Origin of the sequence: uncultured Chitinophaga sp., from assembly GCF_902168175.1 — a bacterium.
GTDB lineage: Bacteria > Bacteroidota > Bacteroidia > Chitinophagales > Chitinophagaceae > Chitinophaga.
On the sequence record NZ_CABHOU010000095.1, the window covers coordinates 247830 to 270634 of the forward strand.

Genomic DNA, 22805 nt, shown 5'->3' on the forward strand with positions numbered 1-22805 from the left:
TATTGACCTATTAGAAGACGCACGTTATAGTTCCTGGCAAACGGATCTTACATCAGGATCGGGTAGAAAGTACCCGTGAGAATCTGAACAACTGCTAAATGCACAAATCAACTAAAACTAGGTAGAAGAAAAAAATCATTAACGCTTACAAACAAATTCCACATCATGAAAAAGCGAATTTTGTTTTGCCGGCAAAGCCTGCTCACCGCGGCATTTGCAGCAATCAGCTATTCGTCATTTGCGGGCATTCCGCAAGACCTGGCACTGAATCGCGGTAACTTCACAGAAAAACAAGGGGGTAAAGCCAAGCAGAAAACCCTGGTAGTACTGTTAAAAGAAATTCACAAAAATTATAAAGTAGATCTGCTTTACGAAGCAAAGAAATTGCCCGATGTGAAGGTAGATTTCGACCCCGCAAAGTACCGCGCCGTAGATGAAATGTTACGTGCGTTACTGGCCCCGCTGGGTTTGGACGCGCAGGTAGTACAACCTAACACATATGCCATAGTGCCCGCCCCGGGCGAAAGCGCACCTCGTACCAGCATACCCGTTACACCGGTATCAAAAGACAAAAAAGACGATATCCTGTTACTGATGTCTGTTCCTAAAACAGGGGCCGGCAATGGCTATACACAAGTGGCCGATACCGTGCGCCCGGTAAGAGTTACCGGTACTGTAACCGATAACAGCAGCAGCGATGCATTGCCTGGTTCCAACGTATTGATCAAAGGCGAGAACAGGGGTACGCAGGTAAAAGCAGATGGCACATTTAGCCTGGATGTACCTGTGGGCAAAACCCTGGTGTTTTCCCTCATCGGTTACGACCCAAAGGAGGTGCTGGTGACCAGCGCTACCAATATTGCCATACAACTGGAAGCCAGCAATAAAGCATTGAATGAAATAGTAGTAGTAGGGTATGGCGCCCAGAAAAAGAGCCTGGTAACAGGTGCTATCTCTTCTGTAAAAGCAGAACAGATCGCCACCGTATCGTCCAGCCGTATAGAGCAGGCCTTACAGGGCCGTACGCCCGGTGTTAGTGTGTTGCCGGCCTCCGGTTCGCCAGGCAGCGGTATGCGTGTAAGGGTACGCGGTACAGGCTCCAACGGTTCTGCCGAACCGCTGTATATTATTGATGGTGTAAGGGCAGGCGGTATAGAATACCTGGACCCTTCCGAAATAGCCAGTGTGGAAGTGCTGAAGGATGGCGCTTCGGCAGCTATCTACGGTGCGGAAGGTGCTAACGGTGTAGTAATCATTACTACCAAAACCGGGAAGGCCAACAGCAGCGAAATAAACTTCAGTATGCAATACGGTCAGCAGTCGTTAAAAAACCCGATGAAGCTGATGAACGTAGAACAATATTCCACTTACCTGACCGAGTCCAATACGCCCAACCGCCCTACCCCGGCCGATATAAACGGCGTACAAACTACCGACTGGCTGGGCAAGATATTTGAAACAGCTCCTTTGCAGCGTTATGCGTTGAACCTCAGCGGCGGCACCGATAAATCAAACTACCTTATTGGTGGTACCGTCTTTTCGCAAGACGGTGTAGTAGGTGGCAGCAAAGCCCAGTTCGACCGTTATACACTGCGTATTAATACAGACTATAAGGTAAGAACATGGTTAACCGTTGGTAACCGTTTTTCCTTCTCCCACTTCACCAGGAAAGGAGTAACAGAAGATTCTGAGTTTGGCGGTGTGATCAATAATGCCATCCTCATCGATCCTATTACTCCCGTGGTATATGATGGCACCTTACCCGCGCACGCGCAGGCCGCACTGGATGCAGGTCATCCCTTAAGCAGGGACGATCAGGGCCGGTACTATGGTATTTCCAATTTCATCAAAGGAGAAATATCTAACCCGATCGCCCAGATGCATAATACCAATCAGCAAACCAAACAAAGCAAAATAGTAGGCAACGTATTTGGCGAACTGGAACCCATTAAAGGACTGAAACTGACCACCCGTTTTGGTATAGATGCTGCTTTCCAGCGTAACCACTCCTGGACGCCTACCTTCTGGTATTCTGCCGAAAGACTTAACACCGTTTCGTCGGTAAGCGATAATAACGAGAGCTGGTTTAACTGGCAATGGGAGAACTTTGCGAACTACAGCAAACGTATAGGTAAACATAACTTCACCGTGCTGGCAGGTATGTCGGCCATAAAAATGGGCTACAACCGTTTGAACGGCAGCTCTTCCGGTATGTTTGCAGAAGAGGATAAATTCGGCTACAGCGATTTTACACCAGATGATGTAGACCGTATCGCCGGGCAGCAGAACTACAAGCAACTGCTTTCTTATTATGGCAGGATCATTTACGACTACAACGATAAATATCTCTTAAATCTTACCCTGCGCCGCGATGGTGGTTCTGTATTACCTCCGGATAACCAGTGGGGAACCTTCCCTTCGGTATCTGCAGGTTGGGTAACCTCCAACGAGTCATTCTTTAAAGAAGCCGTGCCTTTCATCAATTACCTCAAAGTGCGTGCGAGCTGGGGCATTAACGGTAGCCTTTCCAACATCGGTATCGGCCAGTGGGCTTCGGTAATTACCGCCCAGGGCCTTCGCTATCCCGATGCTACCGGTAACTTCCTGGTAGGGGCTGAAGCAGCCAATATTGCCAACCCCGCATTGAAATGGGAAGAAAGCAACCATGTAGACATCGGCTTCGATATGGCCATGTTTAACAATCACCTGAACCTTTCTGTAGACTACTACAACAAAACCACCAAGGACCTGATATCTCCCGGTACTGCCCCAGGTTTTGCGGGTTTTGCCCTGCCATTCGTGAACAGTGGCGACGTGCGAAACAAAGGTTGGGAATTTGATGTTAGTTACCGCAACGACGATAATGACTTTAAATGGGAAATAGGCGGTAACCTGGCTACACTTGATAACGAAGTAACTTACCTCAATCCATTTGTACAACGTTTACCAGGTACAGGTTTAGGTACAGGTTATACCGCTACCTTCTTCGAAGTAGGTTATCCTATCTGGTACTTCCGTGGTTACAAAACCGCAGGTATTTTCCAGGACCAGGCGGAGATTACCAAATACCTGGCTACTACAGGTATAACCGGGTACAATCCTAAACCCGGCGATCCTATCGTAGTAGATAACAATGGCGATAAAACCATTTCGAATGCAGACCATACCTACATTGGTTCACCACATCCGAAACTGATTTATGGCGGCCGCATCAACATGTCTTATAAAGGCTTCGACTTCCTGATGTTCCTGCAGGGCCAGGCCGGTAATGATATTTTTATGGGCTTTAACCGTGTAGACAGGCCCACAGCAAACAAACCAGCGTTCTTCTACACCAATCGGTGGACAGGCGCAGGCAGCACCAATAGCTGGTTTAGTGCAAACACCAACAGCGAGTACGTGTACAATGGCGATAAGATGATCTTTAACGGATCGTACGCCCGTATCCGTCAGCTGCAACTCGGTTACTCCGTTCCCAAAACACTGCTGAACCGCGCCTCTATCAAAAGTGCACGCCTGTATGTTTCGCTCGACGACTTCTTCACCTTTACCGATTATCCCGGTATGGACCCTGAAGCGGGCAGTAACAACGCCAACAGTTTGGGTATAGACCGCGGTGTATATCCTATCCCGCGCAAAGTGATGTTTGGTTTGAATGTGAGTTTTTAATCTGAAAAACACGTTATCATGAAAAATTCGATCTTAAAAATATCTACACTTAGTCTTGCCACGATCATGCTGGCAGGTGGCTGCTCCAAAAGCTTCCTGGACCAGGAGATACCGGGAAGGGCACCAATCGACGGCTTTTATAAAACAGATGCTGACGCTATGCAGGCTACCAGTGCCGTGTACGACTTCTTATCGGAACACTACAACTTCGGATGGTCCAGTATAACGCTGGTTAAAACCTTTCCTTCCGATGAAAGCAACGCGGGCGGTAGCGGCCCCGGCGACCAGCCAGGTTACCAGGCCCTCGACGATTTTACCTTCGACTCACAAAACGAAGCCGTGTTTGGAGCATGGCGGATGAGTTACTATACCATAGCCCGCGCCAACTTAGTGATCAACAACGTAAAGCCCGAAAACACTTTGCGTAAAAGGCTTATCGCAGAAAGTAAAGCCATAAGGGCTTACAATTACCTGGAGCTGGTATCGCTCTGGGGTGATGTGCCCATTGTGCTTAAAACGATTGGTCTTAGTGAGTTCCAGCAAACACCACGTAAGCCTAAAGCAGAAGTGTATGCACAGATCGAAAAAGACCTGAACGAAGCCATTCCCGATTTGCCTTTAAAAAGCGAGTACAGTGCCGCCGATAAGTTCCGCATGTCAAAAGGCACAGCGCAGGCACTGTTAGGTAAAGCACTGTTATACCAGGAGAAATGGGCGCCTGCTGCGGCAGCATTCGACCTGGTGATAAAATCCGGTCAGTACGACCTGGAGCCCGACTTTGCCAAAGTGTTTTCGCTGGCAGGCGAGTTTGGGTTAGAGTCATTGTTCGAAGTGAACTACATTTCCAATGTGCCTTACGACTGGGGTAATTTCCCGTGGGATAACGGCCGTGCGCTGGAAAGCAACATTCACATTCAGTTGATGGGGCCACGTGGCGATTACTACAAGAAAGCACCAGCAGATTCACTGGTGGCCGGCTGGGGTTTTAACGTACCCAAAGCCAAACTGTACGACGCCTACGTTGCTGCGGGTGATGTAAAGAGAAGAACAAATACAGTGATGTCGGTAGTAGAGTTAAAAGCAGCCGGCGGCGACTGGACGAGCCCAACCAGTTGGGATTTTGAAGGTTTCCTGCAGCGCAAGTACGGTTCGTATGGCGGGCAAACCAACAGTTCCGGCGGTGCAGTAGGCGAATTGAACTATGGTACCAACTGGCGCCTGTTACGTTATGCCGATGTATTACTGATGGCGGCCGAAGCTTATTATCGCGCAGGCGATGAAGACCGTGCCCGCACAGAGTTAAAGAAAGTCAGGCTGCGTGCTAACCTCGGAGAAGTAACCGCTGGAGGTAATGCCCTGTTCGAAGCGATTGTGCTGGAAAGGCAACTGGAGCTGGCCTTTGAAGGCTACCGGTATGTAGACCTGGTTCGCTGGGGCAGAGCAGCTACAGAATTGGGCCCCCTGGGTTTCACAGCCAATAAAAACGAAGTGCTGCCGATTCCGAATAACGACGATCTCGTATCTGGTATAGGCCAGAACGACAATTATTAACCACTCAGTTTTTACTATGTTACGGGCGTGCCGGTTACCGGCGCGCCCTTTTTGTGCCCGTACTTACCGCTGGTCAATGGGTTAAAATATGCCAATTAAAGGTTAATATACTGCTAATATCGCCAACGTATTAGGGCTATTTTAGCTGTCTGTAATTAAGTGTTAGTTTAACAATTAATATCGTACACCTCCCTGCTGTTCGATTATTCCACGTGTTGCTGCCATAGGAAAGGCGGCTGCCGGGCGTATCTTTTGGGCCGGGGGCATATTTTATCAAACATTAAAAGCAAAGAGGACGGGTACTTATGAATATCTTCTGCAAAGCAGGGTTGTCATTACTGCTTATTTCCCAGGCCGTGACCGGCGTACAGGCACAAACACAAAAGATATCGGTGCTGGCCAACAAGCCCGGTGTTTCCATTGAGCCCACGATGTGGGGCATTTTCTTTGAAGACATCAACTTTGGGGCAGACGGTGGTTTATATGCCGAAATGGTGAAGAACCGATCGTTCGAATTCACTACTCCCATGATGGCCTGGAAAGAGATCAGGAAAGAGGGCAGCAAAGGAAAGGTCCTGATCACTAATCATATTGCCACCAATGATGTAAATCCCCGCTACGCCATTATTACGGTTGATGCAGCCCCTTCCGGTTACGGGCTGGTCAATGAGGGGTTTAGAGGGATGGGAGTAAAGCAGGGAGCTGCTTACGACTTTTCCATCTGGGTAAAACAAAACGAAGGTAATGTAAGCCTGCGCGCAGTGCTGGTGAGCCCCGAAGGTGAAAAGCTGGGCGAAGCCACTGTGAAAAGTTTAAATAACGATTGGGAAAGACGCGCGGCAGTTATTACATCTTCCAAAACGGTAGCAAAAGCTAAACTCGAAGTATATATAGAAGGAAAGGGAACTATCGAAGCGGACATGATTTCGCTGTTTCCTAAAGATACCTGGAAAGGCCGCCCGGGTGGTTTAAGAAAAGACCTGGTGGAAAAACTGGCCGAATTGAAACCCGGCTTCGTACGTTTTCCCGGCGGTTGCATCGTAGAAGGGTACGACCTGGTGAACCGTTACCAGTGGAAAAAAACAGTAGGCAGGATAGAAGACCGCAAACTGATCATCAACCGCTGGAATACCGAGTTTAAACACCGTTCGGCCCCCGATTACTTCCAGACTTTTGGCCTCGGCTTTTACGAATACTTTTTACTGTCCGAAGATTTAGGTGCGGCGGCATTGCCCATCCTGAACTGCGGTATGGCCTGCCAGTACAACAGCGGCGAAGTAGTAGCCATGGACCAGCTGGAACCTTACATCCAGGATGCACTCGATCTTATTGAATTCGCAAACGGAAGTACCTCCACTACCTGGGGTAAACTGCGCGCCGATATGGGTCATCCTGCCCCTTTCAATTTGAAATATTTAGGCGTGGGCAACGAACAGTGGGATGAGCAATATATCGAACGTTACAAGAAGTTCGCGGACGTATTGTCTGCCAAACATCCTGAAATAGTACTGGTATCAGGCTCAGGCCCCGGCGCGAGCGGCAAAGAATTTGAGTACGCCTGGAAAGAGCTGCGTAAACTGGACGCTAAACTGATAGACGAACATTACTACAGGCCACCAGAGTGGTTTTTCCGCAACGCAGCACGCTACGATAACTATGATCGTAAAGGACCTAAAGTGTTTGCGGGCGAATATGCAGCGCATGCCAAAGAAGAACCGCAAGCTGAATCGCGCAACACCTGGTTAAGCGCATTGGCCGAAGCGGCCTTTATGACCGGTTTGGAAAGGAATGCGGATATAGTGAACATGTGTTCCTACGCCCCGCTATTCGCACACGTGGAAGCCTGGCAGTGGCGCCCCGACCTTATCTGGTTCGATAACCTGCAAACTGTGGGTACGCCCAACTACTATGTGCAAAAGCTGTTCTCTAACTACAGGGGTACACAGGTATTGCCCATTACCAGCGGTGGTGCCACGCTTACCGGTAAAGATAGCCTGTACGCCAGTGCTGTAACGGATAAACCTGCGAAGCTGGCCTATATCAAACTGGTAAACGCATCGGGCACCGCCAAAACTATCGACCTGGACATCACCGGCAGTGTAAGCAACAGCGAAGTAAAGGCAGAAGTATTGTCTGCCGCAGATCTTTATAGCTACAATACGCTGGATAAACCGAAGGAAGTATTTCCCGTAACCAAAACATTAAGAACACAGAAAAACGTGCTGAAACTGCAGCTGGAACCATCATCGGTAACAGTGTTAAGTGTGCCGGTGAAATAAGTTTCTTTAAGCAATAGAACTCTTTGAATGAAAGTACTAATGATTGCCGCCCTGCTAGCCACGCAGGTAGCGGTTGCGCAGCAGAACGACTGGGAAAATCCAAAGCGTTACGAGATAAATAAAGAGAAGGCACGTGCCGGATTTATGGTGTTCGACAATGCGGGCGAAATTTCTGCAGATGACTACAGCCGCTCTTCCTACTATCAGTCATTGAATGGTAAGTGGAAGTTTTGGTATGCAGACAAGGCGGCCAGTCGCCCTACCGCATTTTATCGTCCCGACCTGGACGATAATGAATGGAAGGATATAAACGTACCGTCGAACTGGGAACTGCAGGGTTTTGGATTGCCGGTGTTCACGAACATTACTTACATGTTCCCCCGCAACCCACCTTTTGTTGGCGATAACAACCCGGTAGGAACTTACCGTAAAACGTTTACGGTGCCTGCCAACTGGAGCGATAAAGAAATACTGGTACACTTCGGCTCTATCACCGGCTGTGCTTTTGTTTATGTAAACGGGCAGCAGGTAGGTATGAGCAAAGCCTCTAAAACAGAGGCCGAATTCAATATTACCCGTTACCTGAAGCCGGGCAGGAATTTACTGGCAGTACAGGTGTTTCGCTGGCACGACGGCAGTTACCTCGAAGACCAGGATTTTTGGCGATTGAGCGGTATTGAGCGCGATGTGTTCCTGTATGCGCAGCCTAAACTCACTATTTGGGATTACTATGTACAGGCAGGCCTCGATGATAGTTATAAAAACGGGGTATTTAGTGTAGATGTGGACCTTCGTAAGTTTAACGGTGCTGCTGTTAAAAAGGCCAGCCTGGAAGTAAGGTTAAAGGATGGCGGTAAAACCGTTTACCAGGCGAATAAGAGTGTTACGCCAGGCGGCGATACCAGTTACCGCATCAGCTTTAACAACAACATTAAAAGCGTAAAACCCTGGAATGGCGAATCGCCTTTCTTATACGACCTCGAACTGGCGCTGACGGATGAAAATGGGAAGTCGCTGGGTATTGTTAGCCAGAAAGTAGGCTTCAGGAAAGTAGAGATCAAAAATTCACAGCTGTTGCTGAATGGTGTTCCCTTAACGGTGCATGGCACCAACCGCCATGAACACGACGAGGATAATGGTCACCTGCCCAGCCGCGCGCTGATGTTGAAAGACATTCAGCTGATGAAACAGCATAACATTAACGCAGTTCGTAACAGTCACTACCCGAACGATCCTTATTGGTACAAACTCTGCGACGAATATGGCATTTACCTCGTAGATGAGGCGAATATCGAAACACATGGTATGGGCGCCGAATTCCAGGCCTGGTTCGATAAAACCAAACATCCCGCTTACCTGCCGGCCTGGGCACCGGCTCACATCGACCGTATTACAAGAATGGTAGAACGTGATAAGAACCACGCTTCCATTATTATTTGGTCGCTGGGTAACGAATGTGGTAATGGTCCTGTGTTTCACGACGCATACAAATGGCTGAAAGAAAGAGATAAAACAAGGCCTGTTCAATTTGAGCAGGCTGGCGAAGACTGGAATACAGATATCGTTTGTCCTATGTACCCAGGCATCCGCAGCATGGAGAACTACGCGAAGGCTACCGATAAAAAGCGACCTTATATCATGTGCGAATATGCGCATGCCATGGGTAACGGTACCGGTAACTTCCAGCGTTACTGGGATATTATAAACAGCAGTGCGCATATGCAGGGTGGTTTTATTTGGGATTGGGTGGATCAGGGTATTAAAACCAAAACACCCGATGGCCGTTACTTCTGGGCGTATGGCGGCGACTTTGGCGCTTACCATTTACAGAACGATGAAAACTCCTGCTCCGATGGTCTTATCGGCTCTGACCGGGTACCGCATCCGGGTTTAAAAGAAGTGAAGAAGGTATACCAGGATATTATTTTTACGGCGAAAGATCTGACCCAAGGAACCATCACCGTTAAGAACCTGTACAACTTTACTTCCCTGGACCGTTTTGCTTACAAATGGGTACTATATAAGAATGGTGAATTAATGAAAGAGGGCGTGTTTGCTGCGAAGGCCGCCCCTGGTAAAAGTGAAGACGTGCAACTGGCATTACCTGCTGTGAGCGACGAGGCAGGAGTGGAATATCGTTTAAATGTAACCGCTTATACTAAAACTGCGGAGCGGCTTATTCCTGCTGGTCACGACCTGGCCAGTGAGCAATTTGTGATTGGAAAGGAAAACTATTTCAGCAGCAAAACAGATAAAGGCGGAGAGCTGAAGGTGACCCGCGATGGCAGGCGTTTGACCTTTACCGCTGGAAACGTAAGTGGTGAATTCGATACAGGGTCGGGCAGGCTGAACCGCTACAACATCGCAGGCAAACGGATACTCGCGCAACTGCCAGAGCCTTTCTTCTGGCGCGCCCCTACTGATAATGATTTCGGTAATGGTATGGAATCGAACATGGGTATATGGCGCACCGCGCACGTCAACCGTAAGGTGAAAGATGTAACGATAGGCGAACAGAATGCTTCAGGTATCAACATCAAAATAAATTATGAATTAACCGGGATAGGCGTGCCTTACACCCTGGAGTACCAGGTGCAGAACGATGGCGCTATTAAAGTGACGGCCGCTATTGATATGACAGGCCGCGATTTGCCAGAGTTACCACGTTTCGGCATGCGTATGCAATTGCCTCCGGCGTATAAAAACCTGTCGTACTACGGCCGTGGCCCCTGGGAAAATTACAACGACCGCAACACCGCTTCGTTCATTGGTTTATACACCGATAGTGTAAGCAACCAGGGGACAGAAAATTATATTCGTCCACAGGAAAACGGCTATAAAACAGACGTGCGCTGGTTAAGGCTGTTGAATAGCGATGGTGCAGGTTTGCTCGTAGAAGGTGTGCAGCCATTAGGCTTCTCCGCCCTTAACCGCATGACCGAAGACCTGGACCCGGGGCTGACTAAAAAACAGCAGCACTGGACAGACATTAAACCGCGCGACGAAGTGTATCTTCACGTAGATCTCAGGCAGCGTGGTTTAGGTGGCGACGACAGTTGGGGTGCATTGCCGCATACGCAATACCGCCTGCTGGACAAAACCTATTCTTACAGCTACATCATCAGGTTAGTGCCAGGCAAATAATCGAATATGAAAAAACTGATCTTATATTTCATCTTACTGTTATCAACATCCGCAGCCTTTGCGCAGAGCGATGTATACATGTTTTGCTATTTTAAGGGTAATGGGGAAGATGGGTTGCATTATGCTTACAGTGAAGATGGCTTTAAGTGGAAAGCTTTGCGGGGCGATAGTTCCTTTCTCAAACCTACTGCCGGCAAAGATAAACTGATGCGCGACCCCTGTATTATCGAGGGCCCGGATGGCACCTTTCATATGGTGTGGACCGTGAGCTGGCACGAAAAGACCATCGGTTACGCATCGTCAAAAGACCTGTTAAACTGGAGCGAACAGCAGAACGTGCCCGTAATGGAACACGAAGACGCGAAGAACTGCTGGGCCCCCGAGATCACTTACGATGCGAAGAGCAAACAGTTCATGATTTACTGGGCCACTACGATCCCGGGCCGCTTTCCGGCCACGGACTCGCTGGGCGATAACAACCATCGCATGTACTACGTAACCACGAAAGACTTCAAGACTTACAGCGAAACCAAACTGCTGTACGACCAGGGGTTTAACGTGATTGATGCGAGCATTGTGCCCGACGGCAAACGTTACCTGATGTTCCTGAAGGACGAAACCCTGCGCCCGCAACCGCAAAAGAAGCTGTACCTGGTAACCAGTAAGCAACTTACTGGCGGTTATGGTAAACCCGGGAAGCCCATTACAGGGAATTACTGGGCAGAAGGGCCAACCGCGATGAAGATCGGTAACACCTGGGTGGTTTATTTTGATAAATACACCCAGCACAAGTACGGGGCCGTTACCTCCACCGACCTGGTAAACTGGAAGGATGAAAGCGATCGCCTGGAACTGCCAAAGGGCTTACGCCACGGTACTGTATTTAAGGTGAAGAGAGCCGTGCTGGAGAAACTCTTGTAATTTCCGTTTAGATAATAAGGACGTCCGCCATACAGGCGGACGTTTTTTTTGCCTGGCCACTTCTTTTTAACCAATCATATCCAATTTTTAACTATCCGATCAATACTTGCATTAGCAACCAAAAAATCGAGTATTTTTATAAGGACCGCAAATATTCGATTTAATGCCAATATCCCGACGCGACTTTTTGAGGACAGGAACATCTGCTATCGCTGCTTACCCGGCCATGATGGCGCTTGGCATGTTGCGTACGGCCCCCGCTCACGCATTTGACCTGGAGGGTAGCGGTGCCGGGAAGCATGTTTTGATATTGGGCGCCGGGTTGGCGGGCATGGCAGCCGCGTATGAGTTGGGGAAGCTAGGTTACCGTTGCACTATCCTGGAGGCCAGAACACGCGCGGGCGGCAGGGTTTTTAGCGTACGGAAAGGCAGCACTAATAGAGAAACAGGGGCGGCCGCGCAAACGGCTGCTTTTGATGATGGACAGTACTTTAACGCTGGCCCCTCGCGCATTCCGCATCACCATGAACTAACACTTCATTATTGTAAAGAACTGGGTATTCCGCTACAGGTATATAATAATATTAACGAGGCCACTTATTATTTCAGCGAAGGCAAAGGCCCGCTGAGTAATAAAAAGGTAAGGGTTCGTGAAATACATAACGATGTGCGGGGGTATACCGCCGAACTTTTGGCCAAGGCTATAGATCAGGGTAAGGTAGATGCGGAACTCACGAAGGAAGATACCCAGAAGATCATTGAGTTCCTGCGGGCAGAAGGCGGGCTTGATATAGATAAGTTGTACAAAGCGTCCGACAGGCGCGGGTTTATAGAACATCCGGGGGCTGGTAATAAGTCGGGCAGTATCGCCAACCCACATAAGCTGGCCGATATTATATCATCGGGCCTTATGGACCCCGACTTTTACAATGTGGCAGAATACGCGTATGAGCTGCAAATGACAATGTTCCAGGCAGTAGGCGGTATGGATACTATCGCAAAAGCCTTTGAAAAGAAAGTAGGGAAAGATGTACGGTTTGGCTGCGAGGTCAAAAGCATACAAAACCAGGCAGAGGGCGTAAGTGTGACCTACAAAGATAAAACCGGCGAAAAGCAAATAACAGCCGATCTTTGCATTTGTACCATACCTCTAACGGTACTCAGTAATATAGAACATAACTTTTCCCCGGATGTGAGCAGGGCCATTGATTTTGTGCCGTACATGCAAACGGGTAAAATAGGCTTACAGTTTAAACGCCGCTTCTGGGAAGAGGACGAGCAGATATACGGGGGCATTACCCATACTAACAACGAACTGGCGCAGCTCTTTTATCCTTCTTACGATTATCTTGGCAAAAAGGGCATCCTGATTGGCTATTACAACTTTAACGAGCGTGCAAAAAAAATGGGCGATCTGGATTTCGCGCAGCGGCAACAGTTGGCGCTTGAAAAGGGCAGCTTAATTCATCCGCAGTATAAGCAGGAATTTGAAACCGGGTTTTCGGTTTGCTGGCAGAAAACGGAATACAGTCTTGGTGGCTGGGCGCTTTACACTGCCGCAGCCCGAAAGGCCTCTTACACTGCGTTACAGCAGCCGGACAAACAGGTATATTTTGCAGGCGAACACATGACGTATCTCAATGCCTGGATGGCGGGCGCTTTTGAATCGGCCCGCAAAACAGTAGCAGATATTCATGCCAGGGTTACGGCCCAAAGGGTGGCGTACCCGGCAACAAGTAGTATTGTATAGATTTCTTATCAACCATAAATCATTTTTATGCCTACGTTAATGAACCGGCGCGACTGGCTTAGAACTGGCGCAATTGTTACAGGAGGGCTCCCCTTCCTTTCTTCCTTCGGAAGCTTTGCCAGCACCGGGAGAACGAGTAATCCCAACCGGCAGTTAAGCGATGCTGAGTTTGAAAGGCTGGCGCCCCCCGGTCTGAAGGCAAGGCTGTTTGCCAACGAAAATCCTTTTGGACCGTCGGAAAAGGCGAGGAAGGCCATCGTCGATAACTTATCTTCCTGTTATCAATACCCGTTTATGCACTTTGACGAGCTGACCAGTAAGGTGACAGCGTACGAAGGGGTGATAAAAGAGAATTTGTTGTTCTCCTCCGGTTCTTCGCCACTGTTGCTGGCTACGGCCCTGGCTTTTTGCCATGGCGGAGGCAACGTGGTAGCAGGCGATCCTACCTACGACGATTTGCCGGAACGTGCTGAGTCGTTTGGTGCTACCTGGAAAAAAGTTCCGCTAACAGCCGATTATAAACTCGACCTGGAGGCAATGGAAAAAGCGATTGATGCCAATACAAAACTGGTATACATCTGCAATCCCAATAACCCAACCGCTACGGCAGTGGATACCGCTAAGCTGAAGGCGTTCTGCGAGCGGGTGTCAAAAAAGGTAATGGTAATGGTGGATGAAGCATATATTGACTATATGCCAGATCCGGCTACAGCTACAATGATTGGTGCGGTAAAGAACGGCCATAATATTATTGTAGCCCGTACCTTTTCGAAACTGTACGGCTTTGCCGGTTTGCGTGTTGGGTATGTAATAGCGCTGCCAGAAACTATTAAGAAACTGGAAGGTCTTACTCCTGGTGCGTTCTCTATTTCAGGGCCTGCAGTACATGCTGCCATTGCGGGTTACCAGGATAAAGAGTATCTGAAAACCGCGTTGGCCAAGACTAACGAAAGCAAAGAGTTTTTATACAAAACACTGAAGGCAGAAGGATACGATTACATTCCTTCGGTAGCCAACTTTGTAATGTTCCCGCTACAAATGGAAAGCGAAAGATTTGTACAGGAAATGATGAAACGTGGTGTTGGGGTTCGCTCCTGGAAGTTTAATAAAAAAGAATGGTGTCGCATCAGCATTGGTCGTATGGACGAGATGGAAGCCTTTGCATCGGCATTTAAAGAAATATCCTAAACAAAAAGTTTGATGAAAAAGAAAGTATTGACGGCCTTGTTCGCCTGCTGTATGCTGGCCGCAACGGCGCAGGATAAACCAGCAAGGGCTATTACCATGGAGGAGTATGAAAAGGCGAAGAAATTCACCGTGAAGGACCTCGACAACGACACCTACGCAAAGTTCGATAATACCTATGTACTGGACCGCTACGAAATGCGTAAACCCTATTACATAACCGGTGATGACGGGGCGAAGAAGCGTGTGGATATTTACAAACTGCTCGCAAAAGAAGGAATGGCCGACCTGGGCACTGTAATCTTTTACACTAATGAAAAGGGCAAACTCTATACCGCACTGGTACCCAATTTTACCGCAGATCCCAAAGTCTGGAACAAGTATTTCGAAGATATACATGCGATTGATAAAGAAGAGAAAAACTACGTGCTGAAGCTGTCGTACATCTTGTCGAAGGAGTGCAGTTTTCAGTTGTATAAAGCGCAACACCAGGGTAAAGATCTGAAAGAAGAATCAGGCACCTACGGCAGCGACATCTGTTTTCCCGGTACACAGGAAGTGGCCATGGCTGATGGATCTCACAGGCAGTTGCGCGATGTGAAACCCGGTGATCGTGTGATAACCGTAGATCCGGCCACACAAAAAACATCCGCAGTACTGGTGAAAGAACTGACTACGCACGAGGCTAAAAACTATGCAATTACACAATTGTTGCTGCTGGCAGCAGATGAGCGTGAAACGGCCGCGGGTAAAGAGGTAAAGCTGCATGCTAAAGTATTGCAGGCCACGCCGAACCATCCCATTACTACGGCGAATGGACTTAAGAAAATTGGGGAAGTAAACATTGATGAGGAAGTGATGTGTAAGGACGGGCAACCCGGTGCTTATCGTCGTTTTACCGTTTTCGATAAAACTGAAAAGGCAGGCGGTACCCAGCAGGTGTACAATATAATAGCCGAAGCGGGCAGTACGTTCATGATGAATGGCGTAATGGTGATGCAAAAATAAAATCTATCCAACCCTTATAGCTGACGGCAACGGAGATCCCGTTGCCGTTTTTGCGTTTTGTGGCAGGACATTTGATTTTCATAAAAAATACTTTGTTTTCGTTACCATGCCATAAGTCTGATTGCCTGAACTTTGATGTGTCAAATCGAATAAAATACTTCATCAATAAAAACATTAACAATGGCAACATTAGTAAAAGCCCCGCTTACCTTTAAGCTGGGCGGAGAGTTGGAAATCAACCGCCTGGGATATGGAGCAATGCAGCTTACCGGTACCGGCGTGTTTGGCGATGTGGCAGACCGTGAGAATGCAAAGAAAGTATTGCAGGAAGCAGTGACAGCAGGTGTCAACTTTATAGATACAGCGGAAGCCTATGGCCCAAAAACGAACGAAAGCCTGATTGCAGAAGCGCTTTACCCCTACAAGAGCGACCTGGTAATTGCCACCAAAGGCGGTTTCGATCGTCCGGGCCCCAACCGGTGGGTGCCAAACGGTACACCGGCGCATATTGCCGAAAATATAAACGGTAGTCTGCAACGCCTGAAACAAGAGCGTATTGATCTTTGGCAACTTCATCGCTTTGATCCGAATGTGCCGGTAGAAGAAACACTGGCGCCTGTAGCGGAAGCGGTAAAGGCAGGTAAAATCCGTTATGTAGGTCTTTCTGAAGTAAATGTAGAGCAGATCGAACGGGCGCGCAAAATAGTGCCCATTGTATCGGTACAAAATCTGTACAACCTGGGTAACAGGCAGTGGGAGGAAGTATTGGATTATACCACGGAACAGGACCTGGCATTTATTCCATGGTATCCGTTAGCTTCGGGCCCGCACACACTGGCAGAAAAGATTGCCGGCATTGCTGCGAAACACAATGCCACTACGGCGCAGATTGCGCTGGCCTGGCTGCTGAAGCGTGCCGCTAACATCCTGCTGATACCAGGTACCAGTTCGGTAGCTCACCTGAAGGAAAACGTAGCCGCTGCGAACATCGAATTGAGCGAAGAAGAGTTTGAAGCATTATCGAAATAAATGCGGACATTAGTTAAGGCCGGTCGTTGAGGCCGGCCTTTTTCATCAGTATAAAAAACACAAAATGAAATACAGGAAACTGGGTAATACGGAAGAATTACTTTCTGCCACGGGCCTTGGGTGTATGGGGATGAACTACGCTTATGGTGAAGGCGATGATGCCGAGTCGATCGCTACACTGCATAAGGCGCTGGACCTGGGTATTAACTTTTGGGATACGGCGGATATGTATGCAGATGGTGAAAATGAAAAGCTGATATCACAGGTGCTTGTACCTAATCGTAACAGGATATTTATCGCCACTAAATTCGGCTTTCGTAAACAGGCCGATGGATCGAGAAAGATAGATGGTTCGCCTGCATATATAAAATCTGCGGTGGAGGATAGTTTAAAACGTTTGCGCACAGATCGTATCGATTTGTATTATGCGCATCGCGTGGACCCAAATGTGCCGGTAGAGGAAACAGTAGGTGCAATGGCGGATTTGGTAAAGGAAGGAAAGGTGCGTTACCTTGGTTTGTCAGAAGCCTCTGTAACTTCTATCCGTAAAGCGCATGCAGTGCATCCTGTATCTGCATTACAAAGCGAGTACTCGCTGCTTACCCGCAGTCCGGAGCATGAAATATTACCATTAATGAAAGAGCTGCAAATCTCTTTTGTACCATTTAGCCCGCTGGCGCGCGGGCTGGTGACCAATACGTTAGATCTGAATAACCTCGCCGCCGACGATATCCGTCGCTCCCTGCCGCGTTACCAGGAAGCCTACGCGAATAATAACCGCCAACTGGCAGCCGGTTTCCAGGAAATAGCCGCAGCAAAAGGTATTACGCCCGCACAACTCGCTTTGGCATGGGTACTGGCACAGGGCGAAAATATTATTCCCATACCGGGAACGAAGAAGAGGAAGTATTTGCTGGAGAACGCCGCGGCTGTAGATGTAGAGCTGAATGGGTCAGATCTTGCCGATATCGAGGTGCTGTTAAAAAAGTACCCTGATACAGGCGCGCGGTATAGCGAGGAAATGGAGCGTTTGACAAATAAGTAATTCAGTAAACCGACGTTGATTCATAGAGGTTATCCCATATCTCCATCAATTAAAACACTAAACAAGTAATATTTTTCTATAATTTTATCCTAAACCTAAACCCGAACCTAATGGATCAACAACTTTTCGACCTTCGTGTGGATGAAGAAGTGTCGTCTTATCTCGGACAAACAGCCCGTTGGGCAAAATTTATTGCTGTTGCAGGATTTGTAATGTGCGGTTTCCTGTTTATTGCGGCTTTTTTCGTGGGTACGCTCATGACAGCCTATTCAGAAGCTTATCCGGGCGGAGCGGGTGTATTGACAGCTATTTACGTCGTTCTTGCTGTCGTGATGTTCGTACCGTACCTGTACCTGTACAATTTTGCGAGCAAAATGCAGAAGGCATTGCAGTCGGTAGACCAACATACATTGGCGAAATCGTTCGCTAACCTGAAATCTTGTTTTAAGTTTATCGGTATTGCTACGATCATTATGCTGGCTATGTATGCGCTTGTATTTATCGGTGGGGTGGCCGCAGGTATTATGAAGGAAGTTGCGTAAATGCGAACGATCATAAAAGGAAAGGGATGCCATCAGCATCCCTTTTTCTTTTGTGGTCTCGGCAGGAATCGAACCTGCATCTAGGGCTTCGGAGACCCTCGTCCTATCCATTGTACTACGAGACCTGCTTCCCTGGAAGGAGTGCAAAGCTAAGTTTTTAATTAGAATTTTAGAGGTTCCCGATATTGCTTTTGAAGATTTTTACCGCTATCGCCAGCAATATTACCCCGAAAAACTTGCGGATCACCATCAGCCCGGCCTTTCCCAGTATTTTTTCGATGAAGTTCAGGGAGCGGAGTACAACATAAATGATCACCAGGTTGATGAAGATGCCCGCAAATATATTGGAATCGTTGAAGTCGGCTTTTAACGACATGATCGTGGTAAGTGTACCCGAGCCTGCGATGAGCGGGAAGGCGATGGGCACCAGGCTGCCTGTTTTGGTATCGTTATCGCTTTTGAAAAACTCTATGCCCAGTATCATTTCCAGACCAATAACGAAGATCACGATGGAGCCTGCAACGGCGAACGATTGTACATCGACGCTCATTAATTTCAGGAATTGTTCGCCCACCAGCAGGAAGGCGATCATGAGTACCCCCGAAGCCAGTGTAGCCTTGGCTGCACTTATCTCCCCGATCTTTTCCCGCAGCGACAGCAGTATGGGAATAGAACCCAATATGTCGATTACGGCGAAAAGCGTAAAGCTGATGGTAAAGATCTGGTCGAAACTAAACATAATAGGGTAAGTTTTATTAAATGTAAGCCAATCCCTGCTTCCTGGTATCAGATCTGCCTATACCGCCGTATTTTAGCAGTAAAGCGCCCCGTTTGCGCGAAAATATCTAATTTGTTATTAATTTAAATCTTTGTGAGCAAAAACATCTTAAAGTCAGGTTACCTATGCAGGAAGACATACTTATACAGATCAGTACTAAGATAAAGGAAAAAAGGAAGGCAAAGGGTATTACCGTGCAGGAGTTGGCCAATAAAGCCGATGTGAGTAAAGGCCTCATTTCCCAGATAGAAAATAACCGTACCGTGCCGTCGCTACTGGTGCTGGTTAACATTATACGGGCGTTGAGCCTGGATATGAACGAGTTCTTTAACGATATTTACCAGCACAAGCATACGCCCAAGGTGCTGCTAAAAAAGAAAGAAGAGTACCAGCCGTTCGAGAAGGAGAATGCCAAAGGTTTCTTTTATAACCGGGTGCTTACCCGCAATATTAAAGATAGTACGGTCGATATCGTACTGCTTGAACTAAAAGAGGGGGCTAAACGGCCGCAGTTGGTTAAAACCGACGCGTACGAATATAAGTATGTAATAAAGGGGACGGTAGAATACCTCATCAATAATGAGAGTTACGCTATGGAGGAGGGCGACTCCCTGTTCTTTGATGGCCGCCTGCCCCATAAACCTACCAACGTAGGCCCAGGCGACGCGCTTATACTGGTTATCTACTTCTTCCAGGACCTCGGGAAATAAAAACGGCGGAGATGCCCCCGCCGCTACCCTGGAACAATTTCAGGATCAATCCGTTTAATTGCCTGTTTGCAGGCTATGAGATCACAATAAAAAGGTGTGCTGTTATAGGAACGTGCATGTTTTATAGTCAGTTACTTGTTTACTAAGGCTAAATTATATAAAAAGTAGCAAATCACCATCATCCTTCCTTTTTTATCGCTAATAACCTTATCTGTTCTGTATAGTTGATAGTGCATTGGAACTCAGTAACGGGTTAATTCTCAATGTAAAGTTTATACATGCTAAAATGTTTCGCCCGCTGTGATTTCTAACGCTTTATCCATAACTTACCTTTTATGTTCCTGATAAAGCCACTACGGCAGCGACTACAGCATTCGCATCATCTTCTGGTTTCTGTATATACTGCTTTTGTGGCTTTTAGCGTGTACTCGTGTATGTACGCTTTTCGCAAACCGTTTACTGTAGGTGTGTTCGATGATATGACTTTCGCCGGGCATAATTACAAAATATGGCTGGTGATAGCTCAAACGCTGGGGTACGCTGCCAGTAAGTTCTACGGCGTAAAGTTTATAGGAGAAATGAGTGCCCCGCGAAGGGCGGGCGCTATCATGGTGATGATCGTACTGGCCTGGCTGGCCATGTTGGGTTTCGCGGTTACTCCCGCACCTTATAATATTATTTTCCTTTTCCTGAACGGGTTCCCGCTTGGGCTCATTTTCGGGCTTGTGCTTAGTTTCGTGGAGGGCCGGCGTATGACGGAATTTATTGGATCGGTGGTGGCCATCAGTTTTATATTTTCTTCGGGATTTGCAAAGTCGGTGGGTAAGATGGTAATGTTATGGTGGAACGTTAGTGAGTTTTGGATGCCGTTTGTGGCAGGTGCTGTATTTATCATTCCTATGTTTATTTTCATCGTGTTGCTGAACCAGGTACCGCCACCAACAGCGCAGGACGAATTACTACGCACGCGCCGAGCGCCAATGGACCGTACGGAAAGGCGTACCTTCCTAATGCGCTTCCTGCCCGGACTGATACTGCTCATTATTTGTTATGTAATGCTTACCACCCTGCGCGATATGCGCGATAATTTCGCGGCCGATATGTGGCGGCAACTGGGGTATGAGCGTAATGCAGGTGTGTTTACCCAAACAGAGATCCCTATTTCTATTGCTATATTAATGATGATGAGTTTACTGGTATTTGTGAAGGATAATTACAAAGCCCTCTTGCTCAATCATGCTATCATTATTGCCGGCTTTGCACTGGCGGGCGGCAGTACCCTGCTTTTTCAGGCGCATCTTATCAGCCCGTTTTTATGGATGACGCTTTGCGGGCTGGGGCTATACATGGGGTACATTCCTTTTAACTGCCTGTTATTCGAACGGCTCATCGCCACCTTCCGTTATGTAAGTAACGTGGGTTTCATTCTCTATATTGCCGATTCTTATGGGTACCTCGGCAGCATAACAGTGATGCTCATCAAAGACATGAGTAGTTTACATGTTTCGTGGCTGCATTTTTACATGAGTATTTTACAGGGGATGTGTGCGCTGGGTATAGTGCTGATGTTTATTGCAGCCCTCTATTTCCGGAAAAAGTATAAGTTAAGCAGTAACGCAGGAGGTTTGTAAAGGCGCCCATTTATGTTGCAGGTGCTGCGGCATAGTGAATATAGAAGGATGGAAAAGTTTTGCCAGCAGTTCTACCCCATCTACCAGAGTACCGGCGCTGGGCTGCGTAAACAAGTCGTAATCGGCGAGATAGGTTTCACCGTTTTTTACCGCCTGTAGCTCGTTGAAGCCAGGTAGTTTAGTGAGCAGTGATAATTCCGATGCGCTTCTGTCGGTTAAAAAGCCGCAGGGTGCAATCACCAGCACTTCCGGGTCATAACGTTGTATCTTTTCCCAGGGCGTAACGATAGAGTCGCCGGCAGGATTACTAAGCATATCTACACCGCCTGCATAAGCCACCTGGTAGGGAATCCAGTGACCACAGTTGTAAATAGGGGCCATCCATTCCATGATCATTACACGGCGTAAGGGAGAACGGTGTTGTCTTAAAGTATCAGTCACCGCGTCCAGCCGTTGCTGTAATGGAGTGAGGTAACGATAGGCCGCTTCTTCCTGGCCAAGTGCCGTGGCAATATCTATGGCGCATTGAAAAACGTCCTGCAGATTGTTGGGGCTCAGCGGTACCAGGTTGGGCATTTTGGGTAAGGTAGATACGGCCTGCTGCGTACAACGTGTGTCTATCTGGCATACTTCGCATACATCCTGCGTAAAAATTACATCAGGGGCTATGCGGCCCAGCAGTTCCTCATCCACATAATATAAGCTTTTGCCCTGCGCTTTGGAGGCGGAGAAAATGCGATCTATTTCCTCGCTGCTGTAATTGTTCCCTTCCAGCACACAGCGTACCACGCGATCCTTTTCGGCCAGCGCCTCCGGCGGACATTCGAACGTAATGCCTTTCAACAGGTGTTGCAGGCCCATGTCGTAAATCATTTGTGTAGCGGCGGGGAGAAAGGAACAGGCGTTCATGGCAAAAGTATTGATCAACAAAAAAATGCGCAATACGGTCGTTAAAGTACACCGTATTGCGCAAGAGAAAACTATTACTGTTGGGCCAGTACCGGGTACTTAGCCTTCGTGAATTCGAACCCGAAAAACATAATGGCACCGTAAACGAGGTTGCCGATAATCATGTTTTTCATAAATGGAATGGCAGCGATGTAACACTCCACCAAACCGTTAAAATCGTGGCTGTAAATGCTTAAGCTGCTCATCCACATACCCAGGTCGCTAATGAGCCAGTGGGCCACGGCGGAAACGATGCCGGCGATGATCAGGTTGGCCACGCTTACCTTACGGATAATAAGCTGGCCGCAAAGCACCATAGCGGCTACTGCCAGGTAATTCCATATCCATCCGTCGTACAACAGGCCAGTGCTGATGTCCCTGAAAAAGATCTGCATAATAAGCACATCGCTGATAAACAGCGTGAGCAGCGGGAATACGTAGGACTTCCATTTGTCGGCAAAATAAGCGCCGCCAAATAAGGCCATGGCACCTACGGGCGAAAAATTGGAGATGGCGGTGATGCTGCCGGCCGTAACCGTGCGTAGTACGCCAACTGCCAGAATAAACGCCAGCAGTACTAGAAAACGGGGATGGAGGGTTTTTAATGACATGTTT

16 protein-coding genes and 1 tRNA gene are annotated in these 22805 nt (G+C 48.0%); 13 read left to right on the forward strand and 4 right to left on the reverse strand.

Features of this window, described 5'->3' with window-relative positions:
- Positions 1-165 precede the first annotated feature (165 nt).
- From QZT80_RS22270 to QZT80_RS22320, 11 genes are all read left to right on the forward strand, one after another.
- Positions 166-3669, forward strand: coding sequence for a TonB-dependent receptor (locus QZT80_RS22270; protein ID WP_295127479.1), 3504 nt, complete (start codon positions 166-168; stop codon positions 3667-3669).
- Positions 3670-3687: 18 nt separating this feature from the next.
- Entirely contained in the window at positions 3688-5220 is a 1533-nt protein-coding gene (locus QZT80_RS22275) for a RagB/SusD family nutrient uptake outer membrane protein (RefSeq protein ID WP_295127482.1), read from the forward strand.
- 305 nt (positions 5221-5525) lie between these two features.
- On the forward strand, positions 5526-7499 hold the full coding sequence (locus QZT80_RS22280) for an alpha-L-arabinofuranosidase C-terminal domain-containing protein (protein WP_295127485.1): 1974 nt from the start codon (positions 5526-5528) through the stop codon (positions 7497-7499).
- Between the two features lie 27 nt (positions 7500-7526).
- On the forward strand, positions 7527-10643 hold the full coding sequence (locus QZT80_RS22285) for a glycoside hydrolase family 2 TIM barrel-domain containing protein (RefSeq protein WP_295127488.1): 3117 nt from the start codon (positions 7527-7529) through the stop codon (positions 10641-10643).
- Between the two features lie 6 nt (positions 10644-10649).
- A complete protein-coding gene (locus QZT80_RS22290; RefSeq protein ID WP_295127490.1) occupies positions 10650-11564 on the forward strand; it encodes a glycoside hydrolase family 43 protein in 915 nt (304 codons plus the stop codon).
- A 163-nt stretch (positions 11565-11727) separates the two neighbouring features.
- A complete protein-coding gene (locus QZT80_RS22295; protein WP_295127493.1) occupies positions 11728-13314 on the forward strand; it encodes a flavin monoamine oxidase family protein in 1587 nt (528 codons plus the stop codon).
- Positions 13315-13341: 27 nt separating this feature from the next.
- Positions 13342-14502 carry a histidinol-phosphate transaminase gene (locus tag QZT80_RS22300; RefSeq protein WP_295127495.1) on the forward strand — a complete coding sequence of 387 codons (1161 nt, stop codon included), beginning with the start codon at positions 13342-13344 and terminating at the stop codon, positions 14500-14502.
- A 12-nt stretch (positions 14503-14514) separates the two neighbouring features.
- Positions 14515-15507, forward strand: a complete 993-nt coding sequence (locus tag QZT80_RS22305) for a hypothetical protein (protein WP_295127497.1) — start codon at positions 14515-14517, stop codon at positions 15505-15507.
- Positions 15508-15687: 180 nt separating this feature from the next.
- Positions 15688-16536 (forward strand): aldo/keto reductase, encoded by an 849-nt coding sequence (locus QZT80_RS22310; RefSeq protein WP_295127500.1) that lies wholly within the window; start codon positions 15688-15690, stop codon positions 16534-16536.
- Between the two features lie 64 nt (positions 16537-16600).
- Positions 16601-17581 (forward strand): aldo/keto reductase, encoded by a 981-nt coding sequence (locus tag QZT80_RS22315; RefSeq protein ID WP_295127503.1) that lies wholly within the window; start codon positions 16601-16603, stop codon positions 17579-17581.
- 110 nt (positions 17582-17691) lie between these two features.
- The gene (locus tag QZT80_RS22320; RefSeq protein ID WP_295127506.1) at positions 17692-18123 is read left to right on the forward strand and encodes a DUF5362 family protein; all 432 of its coding nucleotides are present in this window, start codon (positions 17692-17694) and stop codon (positions 18121-18123) included.
- Positions 18124-18176: 53 nt separating this feature from the next.
- Here the strand turns inward: QZT80_RS22320 and QZT80_RS22325 are convergent.
- Positions 18177-18248 (reverse strand) — tRNA-Arg (locus tag QZT80_RS22325).
- 44 nt (positions 18249-18292) lie between these two features.
- A complete protein-coding gene (locus QZT80_RS22330) occupies positions 18293-18862 on the reverse strand; it encodes a MarC family protein (protein ID WP_295127509.1) in 570 nt (189 codons plus the stop codon).
- Positions 18863-19026: 164 nt separating this feature from the next.
- Between QZT80_RS22330 and QZT80_RS22335 the strand changes: the two genes are divergently transcribed.
- Both QZT80_RS22335 and QZT80_RS22340 read left to right on the forward strand, forming a co-directional pair.
- On the forward strand, positions 19027-19611 hold the full coding sequence (locus tag QZT80_RS22335) for an XRE family transcriptional regulator (RefSeq protein ID WP_295127512.1): 585 nt from the start codon (positions 19027-19029) through the stop codon (positions 19609-19611).
- A 335-nt stretch (positions 19612-19946) separates the two neighbouring features.
- On the forward strand, positions 19947-21242 hold the full coding sequence (locus tag QZT80_RS22340) for a DUF5690 family protein (RefSeq protein ID WP_295127515.1): 1296 nt from the start codon (positions 19947-19949) through the stop codon (positions 21240-21242).
- On the opposite strand, the gene QZT80_RS22345 is transcribed toward QZT80_RS22340, so the two are convergent.
- Together QZT80_RS22345 and QZT80_RS22350 are read right to left on the reverse strand one after the other, a co-directional pair.
- Entirely contained in the window at positions 21216-22151 is a 936-nt protein-coding gene (locus tag QZT80_RS22345) for an ABC transporter substrate-binding protein (RefSeq protein WP_295127518.1), read from the reverse strand. The two genes, QZT80_RS22340 and QZT80_RS22345, sit on opposite strands and share 27 nt — an antisense overlap.
- Before the next feature lie 74 nt (positions 22152-22225).
- On the reverse strand, positions 22226-22801 hold the full coding sequence (locus tag QZT80_RS22350) for a DUF6580 family putative transport protein (protein ID WP_295127521.1): 576 nt from the start codon (positions 22799-22801) through the stop codon (positions 22226-22228).
- Positions 22802-22805: the final 4 nt, after the last annotated feature.

Coding starts and splice junctions, on each gene's coding strand:
- QZT80_RS22270 (WP_295127479.1), top strand. CDS start 166: ATGAAAAAGCGAATTTTGTTTTGCCGGCAAAGCCTGCTCACCGCGGCA.
- QZT80_RS22275 (WP_295127482.1), top strand. CDS start 3,688: ATGAAAAATTCGATCTTAAAAATATCTACACTTAGTCTTGCCACGATC.
- QZT80_RS22280 (WP_295127485.1), top strand. CDS start 5,526: ATGAATATCTTCTGCAAAGCAGGGTTGTCATTACTGCTTATTTCCCAG.
- QZT80_RS22285 (WP_295127488.1), top strand. CDS start 7,527: ATGAAAGTACTAATGATTGCCGCCCTGCTAGCCACGCAGGTAGCGGTT.
- QZT80_RS22290 (WP_295127490.1), top strand. CDS start 10,650: ATGAAAAAACTGATCTTATATTTCATCTTACTGTTATCAACATCCGCA.
- QZT80_RS22295 (WP_295127493.1), top strand. CDS start 11,728: ATGCCAATATCCCGACGCGACTTTTTGAGGACAGGAACATCTGCTATC.
- QZT80_RS22300 (WP_295127495.1), top strand. CDS start 13,342: ATGCCTACGTTAATGAACCGGCGCGACTGGCTTAGAACTGGCGCAATT.
- QZT80_RS22305 (WP_295127497.1), top strand. CDS start 14,515: ATGAAAAAGAAAGTATTGACGGCCTTGTTCGCCTGCTGTATGCTGGCC.
- QZT80_RS22310 (WP_295127500.1), top strand. CDS start 15,688: ATGGCAACATTAGTAAAAGCCCCGCTTACCTTTAAGCTGGGCGGAGAG.
- QZT80_RS22315 (WP_295127503.1), top strand. CDS start 16,601: ATGAAATACAGGAAACTGGGTAATACGGAAGAATTACTTTCTGCCACG.
- QZT80_RS22320 (WP_295127506.1), top strand. CDS start 17,692: ATGGATCAACAACTTTTCGACCTTCGTGTGGATGAAGAAGTGTCGTCT.
- QZT80_RS22330 (WP_295127509.1), bottom strand. CDS start 18,862: ATGTTTAGTTTCGACCAGATCTTTACCATCAGCTTTACGCTTTTCGCC.
- QZT80_RS22335 (WP_295127512.1), top strand. CDS start 19,027: ATGCAGGAAGACATACTTATACAGATCAGTACTAAGATAAAGGAAAAA.
- QZT80_RS22340 (WP_295127515.1), top strand. CDS start 19,947: ATGTTCCTGATAAAGCCACTACGGCAGCGACTACAGCATTCGCATCAT.
- QZT80_RS22345 (WP_295127518.1), bottom strand. CDS start 22,151: ATGAACGCCTGTTCCTTTCTCCCCGCCGCTACACAAATGATTTACGAC.
- QZT80_RS22350 (WP_295127521.1), bottom strand. CDS start 22,801: ATGTCATTAAAAACCCTCCATCCCCGTTTTCTAGTACTGCTGGCGTTT.